The organism is Ulvibacter sp. 2305UL32-6 (assembly GCF_058148545.1).
On sequence record NZ_JBYVKA010000001.1, the window covers coordinates 223,268 to 241,093 of the forward strand.

Genomic DNA, 17,826 nt, shown 5'->3' on the forward strand with positions numbered 1-17,826 from the left:
CCGATCCATAGACAATTAGAGGGTCATAGCGTGTTATTAGCCTACTTTTGCCGGTTGGGTACCGCCAAAATGTTCCGAAATGAAACGGGTGACTGTCACTGCAAATTTTGCATGGCCTAGCTACTAAAGGTCGCTAGCAATATTTACTACTATAGCAATACCACCGAGCTTGTGATTTCCGAAGAAAGAAGAAAAGTTACAGCTTAAAGTTGGGAGCTCGGTATTGAAATCAGTAATCTACTAACAAAAAAAGACCGTCTTTTCAGACAGTCTTTTAAGTTGCATTTCAATTATATTTAACGTGTAAACAATAGCTCGCGATACTTTGTAAGTGGCCAGATCTCGTCGTCTACCAACAATTCTAACTTATCACAGTGGTAACGGATCTCATCAAAAAATGGCTTTACTACATCGCAGTATGCATGTGCACATTCTTCGATATCGGTGAGTTTATTTGCTTTTTTGCGCTCCTCGATCATATTGGTGATCCCTTGATTGATATTTTCAATATGGCCACTAATTTGTTCAATAAGGCGCATTTGCTCACCTGCTAGTTTTTTAAAATCTTTTCCGTAGATATCTTTGATCCCTTGTACGTTTTCGATCAAAATATTTTGATAGCGAATCGCTGTTGGAATCACGTGATTTCTTGCAATATCACCTAACACACGACCTTCAATTTGAATACGTTTTGCGTACTCTTCCATTTCGATCTCATGACGTGCCTCAATTTCAACCTTACTCATAATGCCTAGGTCTTCGTAAAGCGCAATGGTTCTTTTTGAAACCTGTGCTTTTAAAGCAGTTGGCGTTGTTTTGTTGTTACTAAGACCACGCTTTTTTGCTTCTACTTCCCAAGCTTCACCATAACCATCTCCTTCAAAACGAATTCGCTTAGAGTCTTTGATATATTCTCTCAACACATTAAAGATGGCGTCATCTTTCTTCATCTTCTTATCCTTGATAAGCGCGTCAACTTGCTTTTTAAAGTCGATCAACTGTCTTGCAACGATCGTGTTTAAAACAGTCATTGGCTTAGCACAGTTTGCTGTAGACCCTACCGCACGGAATTCAAATTTGTTCCCAGTAAACGCAAATGGTGAAGTACGGTTACGATCTGTATTATCAAGTAAGATCTCTGGGATCTTGCCAACTACGTTCAATTTAAGGTCGGTTTTTTCTTGCGGAGATAATTTTCCGTTAGTGACCTTCTCCAATTCATCCAGCACATTTGTAAGCTGTGAACCAATAAACACTGAAATGATCGCAGGAGGCGCTTCATTTGCTCCTAGACGGTGATCATTACTCGCACTAGCAATTGCAGCACGTAATAATTCTTCATGCTCGTTAACCGCTTTAATGGTATTGATAAAAAAGGTAAGAAACTGAAGATTCTTCATGGGTGTACTACCCGGACCTAATAAATTTACGCCTGTATTGGTAGCTAACGACCAGTTGTTGTGTTTTCCACTTCCATTAATACCTGCGAATGGCTTTTCGTGAAATAACACTTTAAAGAAGTGACGATCTGCTACCTTGCTCATTACATCCATTAGTAAGGAGTTATGATCTACAGCTAAGTTTGTTTCTTCAAAAATAGGCGCCAATTCAAATTGGTTAGGCGCTACTTCGTTATGACGTGTTTTTACTGGAATACCCAATAACATACATTCAGTTTCCAGATCACGCATATAGTTTAAAACACGTGTTGGGATCGAGCCAAAATAATGATCGTCTAATTGTTGTCCTTTAGCCGAAGTGTGACCTAAAAGGGTTCTGCCCGCAAACATAATATCGGGACGTGATTTAGCCAAAGCAGTATCGATCAAAAAATATTCTTGTTCCCAACCTAACGTAGGATTCACCTTCGTCACATTTTTATCGAAGTATTTTGCTACATCTGTGGCAGCTTGATCAACTACCTGCAGCGCACGTAGTAAAGGTGTTTTATTATCTAAAGCTTCTCCTGTATAAGCAACAAACACTGTAGGAATACATAAGGTTGTTCCATAAATAAAGGCAGGTGAAGTAGGATCCCAAGCCGTGTACCCACGTGCTTCGAATGTATTTCGAATACCTCCATTTGGAAAGCTCGATGCATCTGGCTCTTGCTGAACCAGCTCACCACCACCAAATTTTTCAATAGCGCCGCCATCATCTGTGGTTTCAAAAAAGGCATCGTGTTTTTCGGCGGTTGTCCCAGTTAATGGCTGAAACCAGTGTGTATAATGAGTAGCTCCTTTAGAAATAGCCCATTCTTTCATTCCCGTTGAAATATGATCTGCTACAGCACGATCAATTTTAGATCCGTTTTCAACAGCATCTTTGACACTCTTATAGGAATCTTTTGTAAGATATTGACGCATGGCGCCGTCGTTAAAAACGTTCTTTCCGAAGATATCAGAACGTCTTGCAGGTTCTTGTACGTCGATTACCTGACGCTTAAAGGTTTCTTTAATGGCATGAAAACGCAATGTAGACATAAGATGTGCTTTAAATTATTTAGATTAAGAGCGCAAAAATATAATTTTTAAGCATACACCCCCTAATTTTTAGTGTTAAGTTATTAATAAAATGATGATTTTATGAACAGACCCCCTATTTTGCGCTAGAAAAATTACAAATCATATACCTTTAAAAGAAATACCCTTATATAATTAGGAGATACAAGATCATAGACAGAAAACTCCTATCTCGATACGAAGATCATAAGTAAGAAAAATATTAATTTGAGAAAGAAAAATTAGTTGATAAAGGCTAAGCTAATAAAGGCGCAATATGCAATTACAAGTAAAAGTCCCTTATATCGGCCTATTTCAAGCTTAATTGGAAGAAACGCCAGCGGAATAAGAATTCCAGCAAATCCAAGCATCCACCAAATGTCATTGGTTAAAACTTCTTGACTTTTAACAACTATAGGTTGAATCACGGCTGTTAATCCTAATACTGAGGCAATGTTAAAAATATTAGAACCAATTAGATTTCCTAAGGATAATGCTTTCTCTCGTCGCAAGGCAGCAATTACCGAGGCAGCCAACTCTGGTACACTTGTTCCAATTGCGATCATGGTTACTGCAATGACACGTTCGCTAACCCCCATGGCCGTGGCAAGATCTACCGCTCCCGTAACCAAAAGTTCACTACCACCCCAAAGTGCTAAACCCCCAATTAGCAACCAGATAATCATTTTAAAATTAGAGGTTAGAGATAGCTTATCATCTACTTCCTCCACCATATCTTCTTTAGCCGATTTCCGAGCACGGCGAATTAAGAGATACAAATAGACTCCTAATATAAGAAGTAGCGCAATACCTTCCGTACGTGAAATTACATTCCCACTTTGTAAAATAAAGAAGAGTCCAACCGATAAAAGCATCATCACCGGCCAATTAAATTTATAAAAATCTTTATCGATCCCAAGAGGTGCTATCATAGCAGTAATACCTAACACCAAGCCAATATTCGCAATATTTGACCCAATCACATTTCCTAAGGAGATATCACTAAAACCATTAAGAGCAGCTTGTAAACTCACGAGCAATTCGGGAGCCGAAGTAGCAAAAGAAACCACCGTTAAACCAATGACCATTTTTGACAACTTCAACTTAAAAGATAAGGCAACCGAAGCGCGGACTAGAAATTCGCCCCCTACAACCAATAAGATCAACCCCAATAAAACAAATAGTATACTCATGTATTTTTATTTCTGAACGCGAAGATACAAAATCGATGTTCCCGATGAAACAGATCTGTTAGGGTTTCAGAATCAATTCTAACTATACTTGGGAGACGCTAAGGTATTTCCTTAAATGCAAATTGTACAACCCCCTACAATCTATCATATTTGACTCGTAATTACAATAAACAACTAATTTTATCGTTACATAACTAGAAATATAGTTGTATAACTAGAAAAATAGTTTTAAGTTTGACGTATGGAACAATTAACAAATAAAGAGGAAGAGGTAATGCAAGTGCTTTGGTCGCTTGAAAAAGCCTTCGTTAAAGAGATTGTGGCCCTTCTGCCTAATGACAATCATTATAATACGGTATCGACCATTGTTCGCAATCTGGAAGAGAAAGGCTATGTATCGTATCAGGCTTTTGGAAAAACACATCAGTACTACCCTGTGGTCAGCAAAGAAGAATACACCAAACGCTTTATGAACATCGCTATGTCTCGCTACTTTGACAACAGCTATAAGAGTATGGTTTCCTTTTTTGCAAAAGAGGAGAAAATTAGTGCCGACGAACTTCGAGAAATTTTAACACTCATAGAAAAAAACGCGTAACATGGAACTACTAAATTATGTCGCCAAATCGGTTGGTATTTTCTCAGTTTTCTACCTAGTATATTATATCGTACTACGAAAAGACACTTTTTTTACGGCCAATCGTCATTATCTTTTAGGAGGAATACTAGCTGCGCTCGCACTACCATTTTTGACCTTTACTAAAACTACGTATGTTGCGGCACCCGTTAGCACGCTAGAATCTACTCCAATTCCAGACGAACTCCCCATGATATCACACAGCCTAGTACAAACCGAAGCCGCCTGGACACCTAGTTTTTGGGATGTCGCACTTTGGATCTACGTTCTCGGACTCACCATTATGTTTGTTCATTTCGCTGTACAATTAATTTCCTTAGTACGTTTACTTCGGAAATATCCCGGACACGCTAAAAACGGCTATACCTTTATTGCAATTACTGAAACCATCTCACCATTTTCCTTCTTTAAATATATTGTTTACAATCCAAAACTACATTCGGAACACGAGCTTGGTATGATCTTAGAACATGAGCAAGTACATGCAAGACAATGGCACTCAATAGATCTAATCTTAGCACATCTTATGCGTACGATACAATGGTTTAACCCTTTGTCATGGGCGTATAAAAAGAGTATAGAAACCAACCTAGAATATCTCGCAGATCACACAACAGTTCAACAAGTACAATCAAAAAAAGAGTATCAATTAACGCTGGTCAAGGCCTCATCGACCGTTTTTGCGCCAGCGCTTACCAATCAGTTTTATCAATCATTTATCAAAAAACGAATCATTATGTTAAACAAAAGCAATTCAAACAAGTACAGCCAACTTAAATTAAGTTTGGTTATTCCAGCAATCGCAGTGTTCCTGTGGAGTTTTAATGTAAAGGAAGAAATCGCCTTTCTGGAAACGCCCAACGAAGCTGAGCTCAATGAAAGTGTACACGCTATTTCTTCTTCGGAAATGGATAGTGATGTAATGTCTTCTGAAGCAACCGCAAAAGGCGTGCAAGCCAATGCGTTTTCCGTTCAAAACAGTTTAGAAATAGCCCAACCGGAAGTAGATGTTACAGTTTCCGAAGCAACGCAAAAAACGGCAACCACTTCACCCCTGCAATCACAAAGTGTTATTCTTAATAATCCAAAGACGCCCGTAAATGTTCAGCGTTTAACCGGTAATACTATGAAGGATATAAAAATAGACGTCACTAAAAACACCACCAATGCGCAATTTGACGCGATGAAAGCTACACTAAAAAAAGAGCACAAACTCGATATGTCTTATAGTGTTTCTCGCAATACCAAAGGTGAGATCACCGCATTATCAATTACGTATTCGGGTAACGGAAACAGCGGATCCTATAGCGTAAGCGGGGACGATGGAGAACCTATTGAAGATTTTTTCTTCTACGCTAGAGACAATGGCGAAACAGGATTTTGGTCTGAAGCGCATGAAAAGCGTAAAGTAGCTCGTATGGAAGAACGTGTTGAACGAATGGAAGAACGCAAAGAGGAAATGATGGAACGTAAGCAAGAAATGATAGAACGCAAAGAAGAGATGCGCGAACGTATGGAATCTCGACGTTCTGAAATGGCCGAACGCAGTAAAGAAATGCGTAAAAGAAGTAGAGAAATAAGAGAAGAGCAAGAAGAACGTGAAGTTCACGAAGCCCATGAAAACCACAATATTAGCAGCACGATAAGTCACGGTAACGGAAATCGCTCACATGTAAGTCAGTCTTCTCACGGCAACCATAACGAACATGTAATAATTATTGATTCGAATACCTCTGATGCCGACTTGTCTCGTTTAAAAGTCGACCTTGCTTCTCAGGGAATCTCGTTTAATTACAGTAAAGTAAAAAGAAATAGCCAGGGTAAAATTACGCGTATTAAAATTGAAGCCGACAATGGTAAGGGTAGTAAACAACAAATCTATACAAAAACTGATGACGACGCTCCTATTGACAATGTAGTGATTGAACTATAATGGGTGTTAGTAGTTTATAATAAAAAGCCTTTCCAGTTGGAAAGGCTTTTTATTTGTATTTTTATAGTATGAAGAAATCGTTTTTTAAAACCTTAGCTAAGATCAATAAAGCACTCTTACCCAGCTTTACAAAAAAGAAGCTTGATCTGGCAAAAGCATCTAAGTTTCAGTTAGCCCTTTTTGGTTATAAATTATGGGTTACAAAAAACGCATTAGATTAATAGTGTAATACTGAAGCGACATTATACTGTTGTAGTTTGCGCTTTCCGCCAAGAAAATCGAGCGACATAATAAAATTACATTGCACAATAGTTCCTCCGCATTTTTTGATAAGATTACAAGCCGCGCGTGCTGTTCCACCTGTAGCAAGCACGTCATCGTGAAGTAAAACACGCTCTCCTGGTGCTATGGCGTCTTCGTGAATTTCGAGTGAATCCATACCATACTCAAGAGAATACGGTTCAACATAGGTCGTAAACGGCAGTTTCCCTGCTTTTCTTACAGGAACAAAGCCGGCATCCAGTTTTTGAGCAAGCAACATTCCGAAGAAAAATCCGCGTGATTCAATACCCACTACCTTATCGATTTTTAGATCCCCAATAAGATCAAGTAGATTATTAAGACAATCTTCAGATGCTTCTTTATTTCCCAAAAGTGGAGTAATGTCTTTAAACAGTATCCCGGGCTTTGGGTAGTCTTTAATATCGCGAATATAATCCTCTATCTGTAGCATGATTTATCTTTAGTTATACTTGTTAAGTAGTTCGGCTTGTCTCTTAATGGCGTTTTTAAATTCTGTTTTCATTTTTTCGATCAAGTCGGAAACCGAAGAAACATCGTGAATTGACGTTACGCCTTGTCCGGCAGACCAAATAGTTTTCCATGCTTTGGCTTCGGTGTTAAGCTCTTTTCCGAAGTCGATCTTAGCTTTGCTTTCCCACATTTCTGGTGGAATTCCACCGGCCTCGAGGCTCTTCCGAAGAAAATTAGCTGCAACGCCAGAAATAGCTGCTGTATATACCACATCGCTAGTTTCTGAACTTTCTATCATTTCTTGATACTCTTTGGGCGCATTAGCTTCTTTGGTATTAATAAAACGCGTTCCCATATAGGCAAGATCGGCACCCATTTGCATGGCTGAAGCAACATCATTACCCGTACTCATAGCGCCCGCCAACAAAATAAAACCATCGAAGATGCCTTTAATCTCGTTTACAAATGCCATCGGATTTAATGTTCCGGCGTGACCACCTGCTCCCGCTGAAACCAAGATTAGACCATCAACCCCAGCTTCGATCGCTTTTTCTGCATGACGTTTTTTGATCACATCGTGAAAAATAATTCCACCATAACTATGCACCGCTTGAACTACTTGTGATACTGCCCCTAGGGAGGTAATAATTAATGGCACCCGGTGTTTTACACAAATTTTTAGATCTGCTTCTACCCTTGGATTGGTTTGATGAACAATTAAGTTTACGCCAAAAGGTGCTGCTTTTTTGCCTGTTTCATTTTCCCATCGGGAGAGTTCGGTCTTAATTTGAACGACCCATTCTTCGAAGCCTTCGGAGGTTCGTTGGTTGAGTGCTGGAAATGTTCCAACGATTCCTGCCTTACAACATGCAATGACAATTTCTGGTCCGGAGATCAAGAACATGGGCGCTGCTACTATAGGCAATTGAAGATTTTGCGTGAACTGTTGTTTATTTAATGTCATAAAATTTGATAATAAAAGGTGAGCTGATGATTACAAAAATACGCAACTCCTTGCTGTTCTACACGTACTGCGATTATTTTGTATTATTTTTTTAAAGTCTTATAATAAAAAGGAAGGATATTTTTATTTTTTTTCTAAATCTCCTTTGCCATAGCTAGAAAAAGGAATATATTTGCACCCCAATAATGGCCTCGTGGCGCAACTGAATAGCGCACTTGATTACGGCTCAAGAGGTTACTGGTTTGAATCCAGTCGAGGTCACTAAAGAAGGAAAAGTCTGCACAAATGTGCAGACTTTTTTATTTTTCAAAAAGCGAGAAACAAATGTTTCGGAAGCTTAGCGAAAAATGTCGCAAATCTACAATTTGCGACTTTTCATTTAGACTACGGAGATTTTCTGGATCATGAGCGTAGCGAATAATCACGTAAACTGAGTAGAAACTTCTAGAAATTGAACGCTGGTCATAAATACATCAGGGTAATTTTGTAAAATTATTAAACCCTTAATACACTACTTCCACTTTCCAACTCCTCAGCTAAGCTTCTAAGGTTAGTTGTTTTTAACATTTGTTTCAGGTCTCCCCTAACCTGTGTAAATTTGTCATGTAAAGGACATGGGCGTAACTCATTACATTCTGCAAGACCTAAACCACAACCATTATAAATAGTATCGCCGTCAATTGCTTTAACCACGTCTGAAAGGCTAATGGTGTCCATAGATTCTTTGGCAATATGAAACCCGCCATGAGGTCCTTTTACCGACTCCACAATATTATTTTTGACAAGTTTTTGTAGAATTTTCGCTGTAAAGGCAGTCGGTGAATCGATGGCTGTCGAAATATCTACAAGATTAACGCGCTCATTGTGGGATGATTTCATAGTAATATATATCAGGGAACGAATTCCGTATTCGCAAGCTTTCGAAAACATAGACTTAAATTTTTTACAAAGGTAAAAAAGATAAAATTGTCGGTTATATGATAAAAGTCATTAATTCGGATAAATTTGTCCGCTATTTTTGTAATGTCAAAGGGATATTCCACTTTGATCCTATTTAAAACAACATCAACCTAATACAATACACATGAGAGCAACAAAAACATTGGTACTCCTTCTCACAATTACCATCTTAATAAGCTGTGGGGGGAAAGAAGAAAAAAAAGAAAAAAGTTTTAAAATTGGTGAGAAACCTAAAGTTGAGCAAAAAGCCGAAACGCCAGCAACAGATGAAGTGCCAGCATCAAAACGAATCACAACTGACAACAAAGGTGTTGGAAAGATCAAAAATTTAGAGCTCAGTGCAACCATTGATAATGCAATGGCAGAAAGAGGAGCAGGTCTTTTTAAAACTAATTGTACAGCTTGTCATAAGACCAATAAACGCTTTATAGGCCCTAATCCTACTGGTATCTTAGACCGTAGAAGTCCGGAATGGATAATGAACATGATTCTAGATCCAAAATTGATGACTGAAGAAGACCAGTGCGCTAAAGACTTACTTGTTGAGTTTAATGGAGCTGCAATGGCAAATCAGAATTTAACCGAGGCTCAAGCTCGCGATATCTTAGAATATTTCCGAACCTTAAAATAAAATCAGTATGAAAATCAATCATATTTATAAAACAATTTATTTGCTCGTAGTTTTTATTGCATTTTACAGCTGTAAAGACAATGATGCAAAGCAAACAACAACCTCTGTTCAAACCACTCAGGAGGCTGTTTCAGATAGTCAAAAAGGTCAGGCCTTTATTGAAGATGATAGTTCAACCCCTAATGTATTACAAATCGCGATGGGGTCACCAGATCATACTACTTTGGTTGCTGCAGTTCAGGCAGCTGGTTTAGAAAATTCATTAGTAAATGCAGGTCCATTAATGGTGTTCGCCCCTACCAACGAGGCGTTTGCCGCCTTACCTCCTGGAACTGTAGAGGATCTATTAAAACCCGAAAACAAGCAAAAACTAGCGGCCATTCTAAAGCATCACGTAACGGCAGGCAACTACGATAAAGATTTTTTGAAAAAATTCAAAAAACTAGGACAGGCAGATGACACCAATGTTATGGTCGAAGTTAAGGGCGAAGACGTATTTATAGGTGGAGCAAAAATAGTAGCAAGTATTAAAGCTGGTAATGGTATTGTACACGTAGTAGACAAGGTGATTTTACCAGAATAATAGTAAAAACAAATAAGACAACAACTAAAACTCACAACCAATGAAAAATATTAAATTTCAACTATTAACACTGATTGGAGCTATAATGCTCCTTACCAGTTGCGGAGACAATAATGGAAAGGATGCATCTAGCGGCGCATTACGATCTAGTGCAGCCGAAAAGGTTTATGTTGCACCAGGAGAATTAGATGAATTTTACGCATTTATGTCTGGAGGTTATAGTGGTAATATTACTGTATACGGCTTACCTTCTGGTAGAATGTTTAAAGAAATTCCTGTGTTCTCACAATTTCCAACTTCGGGTTATGGGTATTCTGAAGAAACCAAACCTATGCTTGAAACCTCTCATGGGTTTGTACCCTGGGATGACTCGCACCACCCAGACATCTCTCAAACGAAAGGAGTGCTCGACGGACGTTGGATTTTCATCAATGGTAATAACACCCCAAGAATTGCAAGAATTAGCTTAACCACCTTTGAGACCGAAGAGATCATTGAAGTACCTAACAGTGCGGGGAACCACAGTTCTTCTTTTATTACTGAAAACACAGAGTACGTTGTAGCAGGAACCCGTTTTTCTGTTCCTGTACCACAAAGAGATATGCCTATTAGTGAATATAAGAGCAACTTTAAAGGAGCACTTTCTTTTATAAGCGTCGACCCAGAACATGGCCATATGGATATTAAATTTCAGCTGCTAATGCCTGGTTTTAATTATGACCTATCACACCCTGGTCGTGATAAATCACACGGATGGTTCTTCTTTACAACTTACAATACGGAGGAAGCAAATTCATTATTAGAAGTAAATGCTTCTCAAAATGATAAAGATTTTATTGCTGCGGTAAATTGGAAAAAAATTGAAGAATATGTGAATAATGGCGGAGGTACAAAAATGCCAGCAAACTATGCCCACAATGTATATGATGAAGCAACTCACACAGCGACCTCAACAATACGCAAAGAAGTGCTAACGGTAGATCCGCTTAAAGTACCTGGTGCCGTTTATTTCTTACCTACTCCAAAATCACCTCACGGTTGTGATGTAGACCCTACAGGACAATATATTATTGGGAATGGTAAACTTTCAGCAGACTTGACTGTGCACTCATTTGATAAAATGATCGCTGCAATTGAAGGTAAAAAGTTTGACGGAGAAGCTTACGGAATTCCCATTCTAAAGTTTGAAGATGTATTGGCCGGAACCGTTAAGAGTGGTGGTTTAGGACCACTTCATACGGAGTTTGATGGTAAAGGAAATGCGTATACTACATTCTTTATTTCTTCGGAAGTAGTCAAATGGAAACTTGGCACTTGGGAAGTTATTGACAGAAAACCTACCTACTATTCGGTGGGTCACTTAATGATTCCCGGAGGAAATTCAAGAAAACCATTTGGAAAATATGTAGTCGCAATGAATAAGATCACCAAAGACAGATATTTGCCCACAGGTCCGGAAATGGAGCACTCTGCCCAGCTTTACGATATTACGGGTGAAAAGATGGAACTCCTCTATGATTTCCCAACGCACGGTGAACCTCATTATGCTGCAGGAATTCCAGCGAGCATCTTAGCCCCTAAATCAAAAAAGATCTACAGGTTAGATGAAAACAAGCACCCATACGCAGTAACAAGTCCAGATCAGGCAAGAGTAGAAAGAAAAGGGAACGAAGTACATATTTATATGTCTACCATACGTAGCCACTTTACACCAGATAATATTGAAGGTGTCAAAGTAGGTGATAAAGTGTATTTCCATATTACCAATCACGAGCAAGATTTTGATGTGCCTCACGGATTTGCGATGTTAGGACAAAACACTTCAGAATTACTAGTGATGCCAGGACAGACCAAAACTTCTATTTGGGAGCCTAAGCAAGTAGGTGTATGGCCATTTTACTGTACAGATTTCTGTAGTGCATTGCACCAAGAAATGCAGGGTTATGTTAGAGTTTCACCCGCAAATTCTAACATAGAATTGAGTTGGTCTCTAGGAGACTAATTTTGATGGTTGTTTTTAAGCAGGCAGTTTCTAATATACTGCCTGCTTATTAAACTCCCGTATCAATATACACGCTTCGCAAAGCGTAGTTCCAATAAACTTATAAAAATGAAAAAGGCAAGTACTTTAATGATAATTGGTGCTCTATTATTGACAGGGCTGTTTGTATTTCCCCTATGGAATATCATGCTTGGCGCTCCTCAATATCCAGAACCTTTGGGAATGAATATCTATATCAATGGGATTCAGGGAATGAACGAATTTGACATTCAAAATATTGATGGACTCAACCATTATATTGGCATGAAAACCATTCCAAAACCTAAAGATATGTGGGAATTTAGTGTTTTCCCTATTGTAATAGGCACAATGGCAACCTTGGGAGTTATTATAGGTTTACTAGGACTATTCAAAAAAGTAAGCTATCACTGGTTTCTTGGCTGGCTCATTGTGATGACTATATTAGGTATTTTGGGCATGTACGATTTTAATGCTTGGATGATGGACTACGGAACCAATCTCGATCCAAACGCTATAATGAAATTACAAAATCCCGATGGCACCCCTATGAGTTATAAACCTCCGTTGTTAGGACATCAAAAGTTATTAAATTTTGATGCTTACTCCTATCCGCGACTGGGAGGTTATCTAATGGGATTAGGAATGTTATTCACTCTTTTTGCCTATCTTTTGGGGAAACGAGCAAAAAAAGTCAACTCATGAAACACTTAAACAAGACCATATTAATTGTATTGGGATTCGTAATACTTAGCGCCTGTAGCAAAAGTCCGAAAGCCATTGATTACGGAAACGACGGCTGCCACTTTTGTAAAATGACCATTGTCGATAAGATCCATGGCTCTGAACTGATCACCGATAAGGGAAAGGTATTCAAATTTGATGCAACAGAGTGTATGCTGAACTACATGGCAGAAAATAAAGACTTGCCTATCGCAACACTCGTTACGAATTATTATGAAGGTCCAACAGAGTTTATTGAAACAAAAGATGCTGTCTTTTTAATAAGCAATAAACTTCCTAGCCCTATGGGGGCAAATCTAACAGCTTTTAAAACAAGAGAAAGCGCAGAGAAAGTACAAGCAGAAAAAGAAGGAGAATTATATACTTGGGATTCCCTCAAGGCGTATTTAAAGAGATAAACCTATCATTCCTTGAAAACACCCTACAGTCATATTTATATTATAATAGCAGCATTTTTTGCTTCTCACTTGGTCTTCGCAAATACAATTACAGTTTGCAAAACTTGTGACATAAAATCCTTAAAAGTGGCTATTTCGGCCGCACAAACGGGCGATACTATTTTAGTAAAAAAGGGAACATATAAAGAGTATAATATTGTAATTGACAAGCCACTAACCCTTAAAGGTGAAAACTTTCCAGTCATCGACGGAGAGGATCAAGGTGAAATAATAAGAGTTGTTTCTGATGACGTTACCATTGACGGCTTATTTATAATAAACGTAGGAACCAGTTACACTAGTGATCATGCCGCCATACGCGTGGTTAGAAGCAAAAACTTCTTGATCCAAAATGTGGTATTGGAAAAATTGTTCTTCGGAATTTATATTGAAAAATCGAACAATGGAAAGATCTATCACAACAAAATTATTGGAGACGCACAAGACGAATACAACTCGGGTAATGGAATTCAATTATGGTATTCAAAAAATGTGATCGTAGAACACAACATCGTGCAAAAAGTACGCGATGGAATTTATCTGGAATTTTCAGATAATATCACCATCAATGAAAACATAAGCACAAATAACTTACGCTATGGTCTGCACTTTATGTTTTCTAATGATGATCTATACACCAACAACACTTTTGAGAACAATGGAGCTGGAGTTGCCGTAATGTTTTCAAAACGCATAAAAATGCTCAATAACACATTCAAAGAAAACTGGGGATCGGCTGCTTTTGGTTTGTTGTTAAAAGAAATCAATGACGCCGAAATTATGGATAATGTGTTTGAAGAAAATACCGTAGGAATAAATATAGAAGGCTCTAATAGAATAGTGTATTCTAACAATAGCTTTATCAGTAACGGATATGCGATCAAAGTGTTAGGTGCCTGCTACGCTAACACCTTTGAAAAAAATAATTTTTTATATAACTCTTTTGACATTGCATATAACAGCAGAATAAATGATAATGTCTTTCGGGATAATTACTGGAGTAGTTATACGGGATATGACCTCGATAAAGACGGGGTGGGCGACGTACCATATAGACCCGTTAAACTGTTCTCTTATATTGTTAATAAAACGCCCGAAACCATCATCCTCATGCGAAGTCTATTTATCGATATTATCGATTTTTCAGAGAAAGTATCCCCTGTATTTACACCCAGTAATTTGTTAGATATGACTCCAAAAATGAAACGGTACTAATGATCAAAATAGAGCAATTACACAAGCGGTTCGGAAAAAACCATGTGCTTAAAGGCATAGATCTAGAGATTTCCAAGAAAGGGATATTTGCCATCTTAGGGCCTAACGGCTCTGGCAAAACTACCTTGATCAAAACCTTATTAGGAATGGTAGTTCCAGATAAAGGAAGCTTACTTTTAGATGGAGTATCTATCAAGAAAAAGTGGAAATATAGGGATGACATTGATTACCTACCGCAAATAGCTAATTTTCCTGCAAACCTCACGGTAAAAGAACTGATCGCCATGATCAAAGATCTGCGGAACCGCCCAGGAGATGATGAAAAACTAGTATCCCTATTTAAGTTACAACCATTCTTATCTAAAAAACTGAGCAATCTATCTGGTGGAACAAAACAAAAAGTAAATATTGTACTAACATTGATGTTCGACAGTCCGATTATTATACTTGACGAGCCTACTACAGGTCTGGATCCTATAGCCTTGATTCGTTTGAAAGAGCTCATTTCCGAAGAAAAATCAAAGGGGAAAATTATATTGATCACCTCCCACATCATGAGCTTTGTGGAAGAGATGGCAGATGAAATTGTGTTTTTACTCGAAGGTAAAGTATACTTTAAAGGCAACATAGAAGCACTAAAGAAACAGACCAAAGAATCTGATTTTGAACATGCTATCGCAAATCTCTTAACTCAAGACAATGCTTAAAATACTAAAATATAGTTTTTATGATCTGATACGCAGCAGATGGAGTTATGTCTACTTGCTATTTTACCTCTTATTAAGTTCGGTATTACTTTTCTTAAATAATGACCTCTCTAAGGCGGTCATTACCTTGATGAACGTGATCATAATCTTAGTACCACTCATAGGTACCATTTTTGGAATTATGTACTATTATAATTCTAAAGAATTTACAGAACTATTGCTGGCCCAACCTATTAAACGCTCCTCTATTTTTCTAGGACAATATCTTGGCGTAGGGCTTTCGCTATCGATGAGTTTAATTATAGGTTTAGGCATACCTTTCATTCTTTATGGCCTGTTTCAATCTAATGAAATATGGGATTTTGTATTATTACTTGTTACTGGCACTTTTTTAACGCTCATATTTACAGCTTTGGCTTTTAATATTGCGTTGTACAACGAGAATAAAATTAAGGGTTTTAGCTATGCCATACTACTTTGGCTTTTTATGGCTGTGATCTATGATGGGCTCTTTTTACTATGCCTTATTTTACTAGAATCGTACCCGCTAGATACCTTTTCGATCTTTGCCACCATGTTTAACCCTATTGATCTATCCCGTATTCTTATCTTATTGAAGTTAGATATTTCGGCATTATTAGGATATACAGGTGCCGTTTTTCAAAAGTTCTTCGGAACTGGCTTGGGCTTATTGATATCGATCGGAACGCTATCACTTTGGGTCGCTATACCTGTATTCAATATTTATCGAAAAAGTAGAAAAAAAGATTTTTAAATGGTTTCTCTCTGCTGATACTATTCTGAAATATACATTTCTAGAAATTCTGCTTGTTTAGCAAAAAAGTAAGTCTCTGCTATAGTTGCAGCTAATAAGATGGTCTCTCCTTTCGACACTACTTCAGTAATACCATTTACTACAACTGTAGCTATACCCGAAACACACATTAAGATGACAAAAGAATCTAGCTTAGCATAATTTCGCTCAAAGCTATTTTGAACTCGGAAAATATTGGTTGTAAAATAATCACAAGCAACAACATTAGAAGGTCGGTTTGTTTTAACGGGGAACTCTTTTTTACTTTCTTCGGAAGACTCTTTGGATGCCTTTACAGATTGTGAAAGATGAAGTTCTCATGCTGCATCTCCAACTTGGCAATAGCTCTTTTAAATTTTATTACTTCAATAGTATCATCTTCTACGGGGAGTATTTTACACTTTTTTATCCCCGAAACGGTCTTGGTTATTATAAACAAAGATCATGAATTACCAATTAGTGAAGATGAATGGTAATTAGCTTCGTTTTTGAAACCACCGCCTAAAGGTCGGCTACGCGAAGCACTATTTTAAAAATCCATGAATTCATATAGGTTTTAAAATCAATTAGTTACTACATTTACATACTTCGATTCCCCATCACAATTTATTTCATTTTTACGGTAGTTCTCAGGAAAACACTCTTCGTTCCATCTATTCGTAAATTAATTAATAATGTTTTAAACACAATATCATGGGACTATTACGAAAAAAAACAGCTGCTGAAAAGAAGCGGAAACAAGATCAGAAGGAAGCCAAAAAAGAGCTTAAAGACGAAAAAAAGGACATTAAAAAAGACGCTCGGAAAGAAAAGAAAGACATCAGAAAAGATGCTCGCGACGACAAAAAGGAGATCCGTAAATCGGATGCAACGGGCAAGGAAAAACGCGAAGCTAAAAAAGATATCCGTCAAGATAAAAGAAGCGATGTAAAAGACATCAACAAAGACAAAAAAGAAGAGGTAAAAGATGTAAAAAAGGAGATCAAAGAAGTGAAACGTTGGCTCAACATTGAATTGCCTAGCGTGGCAGGAAATGTTGCTATATTACGTGCCGATCTTCGCGATATTTCCTATGCCGAAAAACAAACAGAAAATGGTAATGAAATTCTTGTTGAAAAAGAACTTGTCATTGAAGATGCCTTCGATATACTTGAAAACGCCTATACTATTGCAAAAGATATTTCAGCAAGAGGCCTTCGCCGACTGCAGACCATAATTGATGAACCTAGAGATCAATGGACTTCCATATGGGCAGATAGAGTAAGACTGAACAGATGGTTTGGAGCAGTAGATAAAGCAAGTGATGTTAAGGATGTATATGATCGTTTAAAATCGGTTGATGACCGTCTAAACAAAAAAATCACCATTCGATTTCATCCTCAAAGAGATCAAAACACAAATGCTCAAAATATGGGAACTTTCTTTGAACCCAAAACCTTTAAAGTGTTTCCTAAATTGATTGAAAACTCACTAGATGAAGAAACCAAAGAAATAGGTTACAATTACATTGCAAGTGTTTTAATTCATGAATTGATACACGTCTGGTTTACCGATCAAAAGCTAGATGGAGAAACAGTTTATGGAGATGAGCTCGCACTTAAATTGGCCGAAGACAATCCAAAGAAGGCCAGACGCAGTGCCGAAAACTACGAACATTTTTGTATGAGTTTTGCATAATAGCAATAGAGAATAATAATAAAATGGCAGGTTTAGACCTGCCGTTTTTTATAGATT

17 protein-coding genes, 1 tRNA gene and 1 pseudogene are annotated in these 17,826 nt (G+C 37.8%); 13 read left to right on the forward strand and 6 right to left on the reverse strand.

Going from position 1 to position 17,826, the window contains the following annotated elements:
- Window positions 1–296 precede the first annotated feature (296 nt).
- Both ACY2RU_RS01075 and ACY2RU_RS01080 read right to left on the reverse strand, forming a co-directional pair.
- Complete coding sequence (locus ACY2RU_RS01075; protein ID WP_490136553.1) at window positions 297–2,483, reverse strand: glutamine synthetase III family protein; 2,187 nt, start codon at window positions 2,481–2,483, stop codon at window positions 297–299.
- Between the two features lie 260 nt (window positions 2,484–2,743).
- Window positions 2,744–3,694 (reverse strand): calcium/sodium antiporter, encoded by a 951-nt coding sequence (locus tag ACY2RU_RS01080; protein WP_490136554.1) that lies wholly within the window; start codon window positions 3,692–3,694, stop codon window positions 2,744–2,746.
- Between the two features lie 241 nt (window positions 3,695–3,935).
- On the opposite strand from ACY2RU_RS01080, the gene ACY2RU_RS01085 reads away from it, so the two are divergent.
- From ACY2RU_RS01085 to ACY2RU_RS01095, 3 genes are all read left to right on the forward strand, one after another.
- Window positions 3,936–4,292 (forward strand): BlaI/MecI/CopY family transcriptional regulator, encoded by a 357-nt coding sequence (locus ACY2RU_RS01085; protein WP_490136555.1) that lies wholly within the window; start codon window positions 3,936–3,938, stop codon window positions 4,290–4,292.
- Window position 4,293: 1 nt separating this feature from the next.
- Window positions 4,294–6,264 carry a M56 family metallopeptidase gene (locus tag ACY2RU_RS01090; RefSeq protein WP_490136556.1) on the forward strand — a complete coding sequence of 657 codons (1,971 nt, stop codon included), beginning with the start codon at window positions 4,294–4,296 and terminating at the stop codon, window positions 6,262–6,264.
- A gap of 68 nt (window positions 6,265–6,332) precedes the next feature.
- On the forward strand, window positions 6,333–6,485 hold the full coding sequence (locus ACY2RU_RS01095; protein WP_490136557.1) for an SsrA-binding protein: 153 nt from the start codon (window positions 6,333–6,335) through the stop codon (window positions 6,483–6,485).
- On the opposite strand, the gene ACY2RU_RS01100 is transcribed toward ACY2RU_RS01095, so the two are convergent.
- Window positions 6,482–6,997: an adenine phosphoribosyltransferase gene (locus ACY2RU_RS01100; RefSeq protein WP_490136558.1), complete on the reverse strand. Its 516-nt coding sequence runs from the start codon at window positions 6,995–6,997 to the stop codon at window positions 6,482–6,484. The genes ACY2RU_RS01095 and ACY2RU_RS01100 overlap by 4 nt on opposite strands.
- 9 nt (window positions 6,998–7,006) lie before the next feature.
- On the reverse strand, window positions 7,007–7,981 hold the full coding sequence (locus ACY2RU_RS01105) for an NAD(P)H-dependent flavin oxidoreductase (protein ID WP_490136559.1): 975 nt from the start codon (window positions 7,979–7,981) through the stop codon (window positions 7,007–7,009).
- Window positions 7,982–8,168: 187 nt separating this feature from the next.
- On the opposite strand from ACY2RU_RS01105, the gene ACY2RU_RS01110 reads away from it, so the two are divergent.
- Window positions 8,169–8,242, forward strand: a tRNA-Arg gene (locus ACY2RU_RS01110).
- A 234-nt stretch (window positions 8,243–8,476) separates the two neighbouring features.
- On the opposite strand, the gene ACY2RU_RS01115 is transcribed toward ACY2RU_RS01110, so the two are convergent.
- Window positions 8,477–8,911, reverse strand: a complete 435-nt coding sequence (locus ACY2RU_RS01115) for an RrF2 family transcriptional regulator (protein ID WP_490136560.1) — start codon at window positions 8,909–8,911, stop codon at window positions 8,477–8,479.
- A 154-nt stretch (window positions 8,912–9,065) separates the two neighbouring features.
- Between ACY2RU_RS01115 and ACY2RU_RS01120 the strand changes: the two genes are divergently transcribed.
- The 8 genes from ACY2RU_RS01120 (at window position 9,066) to ACY2RU_RS01155 (ending at window position 16,053) form a co-directional block, all read left to right on the forward strand.
- Window positions 9,066–9,572, forward strand: a complete 507-nt coding sequence (locus tag ACY2RU_RS01120) for a c-type cytochrome (RefSeq protein WP_490136561.1) — start codon at window positions 9,066–9,068, stop codon at window positions 9,570–9,572.
- 7 nt (window positions 9,573–9,579) lie between these two features.
- Window positions 9,580–10,155: a fasciclin domain-containing protein gene (locus ACY2RU_RS01125; RefSeq protein ID WP_490136562.1), complete on the forward strand. Its 576-nt coding sequence runs from the start codon at window positions 9,580–9,582 to the stop codon at window positions 10,153–10,155.
- A 40-nt stretch (window positions 10,156–10,195) separates the two neighbouring features.
- On the forward strand, window positions 10,196–12,157 hold the full coding sequence (gene nosZ, locus ACY2RU_RS01130; RefSeq protein WP_490136563.1) for a Sec-dependent nitrous-oxide reductase: 1,962 nt from the start codon (window positions 10,196–10,198) through the stop codon (window positions 12,155–12,157).
- Between the two features lie 108 nt (window positions 12,158–12,265).
- Window positions 12,266–12,880, forward strand: coding sequence for a hypothetical protein (locus ACY2RU_RS01135; RefSeq protein ID WP_490136564.1), 615 nt, complete (start codon window positions 12,266–12,268; stop codon window positions 12,878–12,880).
- Window positions 12,877–13,317 carry a nitrous oxide reductase accessory protein NosL gene (locus ACY2RU_RS01140; RefSeq protein WP_490136565.1) on the forward strand — a complete coding sequence of 147 codons (441 nt, stop codon included), beginning with the start codon at window positions 12,877–12,879 and terminating at the stop codon, window positions 13,315–13,317. Before ACY2RU_RS01135 ends, ACY2RU_RS01140 begins: the two co-directional genes overlap by 4 nt.
- Before the next feature lie 33 nt (window positions 13,318–13,350).
- Window positions 13,351–14,571 (forward strand): nitrous oxide reductase family maturation protein NosD, encoded by a 1,221-nt coding sequence (locus tag ACY2RU_RS01145; RefSeq protein ID WP_490137456.1) that lies wholly within the window; start codon window positions 13,351–13,353, stop codon window positions 14,569–14,571.
- Window positions 14,571–15,278 (forward strand): ABC transporter ATP-binding protein, encoded by a 708-nt coding sequence (locus tag ACY2RU_RS01150; protein WP_490136566.1) that lies wholly within the window; start codon window positions 14,571–14,573, stop codon window positions 15,276–15,278. Before ACY2RU_RS01145 ends, ACY2RU_RS01150 begins: the two co-directional genes overlap by 1 nt.
- Window positions 15,271–16,053 (forward strand): ABC transporter permease, encoded by a 783-nt coding sequence (locus tag ACY2RU_RS01155; protein ID WP_490136567.1) that lies wholly within the window; start codon window positions 15,271–15,273, stop codon window positions 16,051–16,053. Before ACY2RU_RS01150 ends, ACY2RU_RS01155 begins: the two co-directional genes overlap by 8 nt.
- 20 nt (window positions 16,054–16,073) lie before the next feature.
- On the opposite strand, the pseudogene ACY2RU_RS01160 reads toward ACY2RU_RS01155, so the two are convergent.
- Window positions 16,074–16,304, reverse strand: a pseudogene (locus ACY2RU_RS01160) (type I phosphomannose isomerase catalytic subunit); the annotation flags it as partial.
- 481 nt (window positions 16,305–16,785) lie between these two features.
- Here ACY2RU_RS01160 and ACY2RU_RS01165 point away from each other — a divergent pair.
- Window positions 16,786–17,769: a M35 family metallo-endopeptidase gene (locus tag ACY2RU_RS01165; RefSeq protein ID WP_490136568.1), complete on the forward strand. Its 984-nt coding sequence runs from the start codon at window positions 16,786–16,788 to the stop codon at window positions 17,767–17,769.
- The last annotated feature ends 57 nt before the right edge of the window (window positions 17,770–17,826 follow it).

What these genes read in the sequence shown, in the direction of transcription:
- ACY2RU_RS01075 (WP_490136553.1), bottom strand. Translation starts at nt 2,483, where the DNA reads ATGTCTACATTGCGTTTTCATGCCATTAAAGAAACCTTTAAGCGTCAG.
- ACY2RU_RS01080 (WP_490136554.1), bottom strand. Translation starts at nt 3,694, where the DNA reads ATGAGTATACTATTTGTTTTATTGGGGTTGATCTTATTGGTTGTAGGG.
- ACY2RU_RS01085 (WP_490136555.1), top strand. Translation starts at nt 3,936, where the DNA reads ATGGAACAATTAACAAATAAAGAGGAAGAGGTAATGCAAGTGCTTTGG.
- ACY2RU_RS01090 (WP_490136556.1), top strand. Translation starts at nt 4,294, where the DNA reads ATGGAACTACTAAATTATGTCGCCAAATCGGTTGGTATTTTCTCAGTT.
- ACY2RU_RS01095 (WP_490136557.1), top strand. Translation starts at nt 6,333, where the DNA reads ATGAAGAAATCGTTTTTTAAAACCTTAGCTAAGATCAATAAAGCACTC.
- ACY2RU_RS01100 (WP_490136558.1), bottom strand. Translation starts at nt 6,997, where the DNA reads ATGCTACAGATAGAGGATTATATTCGCGATATTAAAGACTACCCAAAG.
- ACY2RU_RS01105 (WP_490136559.1), bottom strand. Translation starts at nt 7,981, where the DNA reads ATGACATTAAATAAACAACAGTTCACGCAAAATCTTCAATTGCCTATA.
- ACY2RU_RS01115 (WP_490136560.1), bottom strand. Translation starts at nt 8,911, where the DNA reads ATGTTTTCGAAAGCTTGCGAATACGGAATTCGTTCCCTGATATATATT.
- ACY2RU_RS01120 (WP_490136561.1), top strand. Translation starts at nt 9,066, where the DNA reads ATGAGAGCAACAAAAACATTGGTACTCCTTCTCACAATTACCATCTTA.
- ACY2RU_RS01125 (WP_490136562.1), top strand. Translation starts at nt 9,580, where the DNA reads ATGAAAATCAATCATATTTATAAAACAATTTATTTGCTCGTAGTTTTT.
- nosZ (WP_490136563.1), top strand. Translation starts at nt 10,196, where the DNA reads ATGAAAAATATTAAATTTCAACTATTAACACTGATTGGAGCTATAATG.
- ACY2RU_RS01135 (WP_490136564.1), top strand. Translation starts at nt 12,266, where the DNA reads ATGAAAAAGGCAAGTACTTTAATGATAATTGGTGCTCTATTATTGACA.
- ACY2RU_RS01140 (WP_490136565.1), top strand. Translation starts at nt 12,877, where the DNA reads ATGAAACACTTAAACAAGACCATATTAATTGTATTGGGATTCGTAATA.
- ACY2RU_RS01150 (WP_490136566.1), top strand. Translation starts at nt 14,571, where the DNA reads ATGATCAAAATAGAGCAATTACACAAGCGGTTCGGAAAAAACCATGTG.
- ACY2RU_RS01155 (WP_490136567.1), top strand. Translation starts at nt 15,271, where the DNA reads ATGCTTAAAATACTAAAATATAGTTTTTATGATCTGATACGCAGCAGA.
- ACY2RU_RS01165 (WP_490136568.1), top strand. Translation starts at nt 16,786, where the DNA reads ATGGGACTATTACGAAAAAAAACAGCTGCTGAAAAGAAGCGGAAACAA.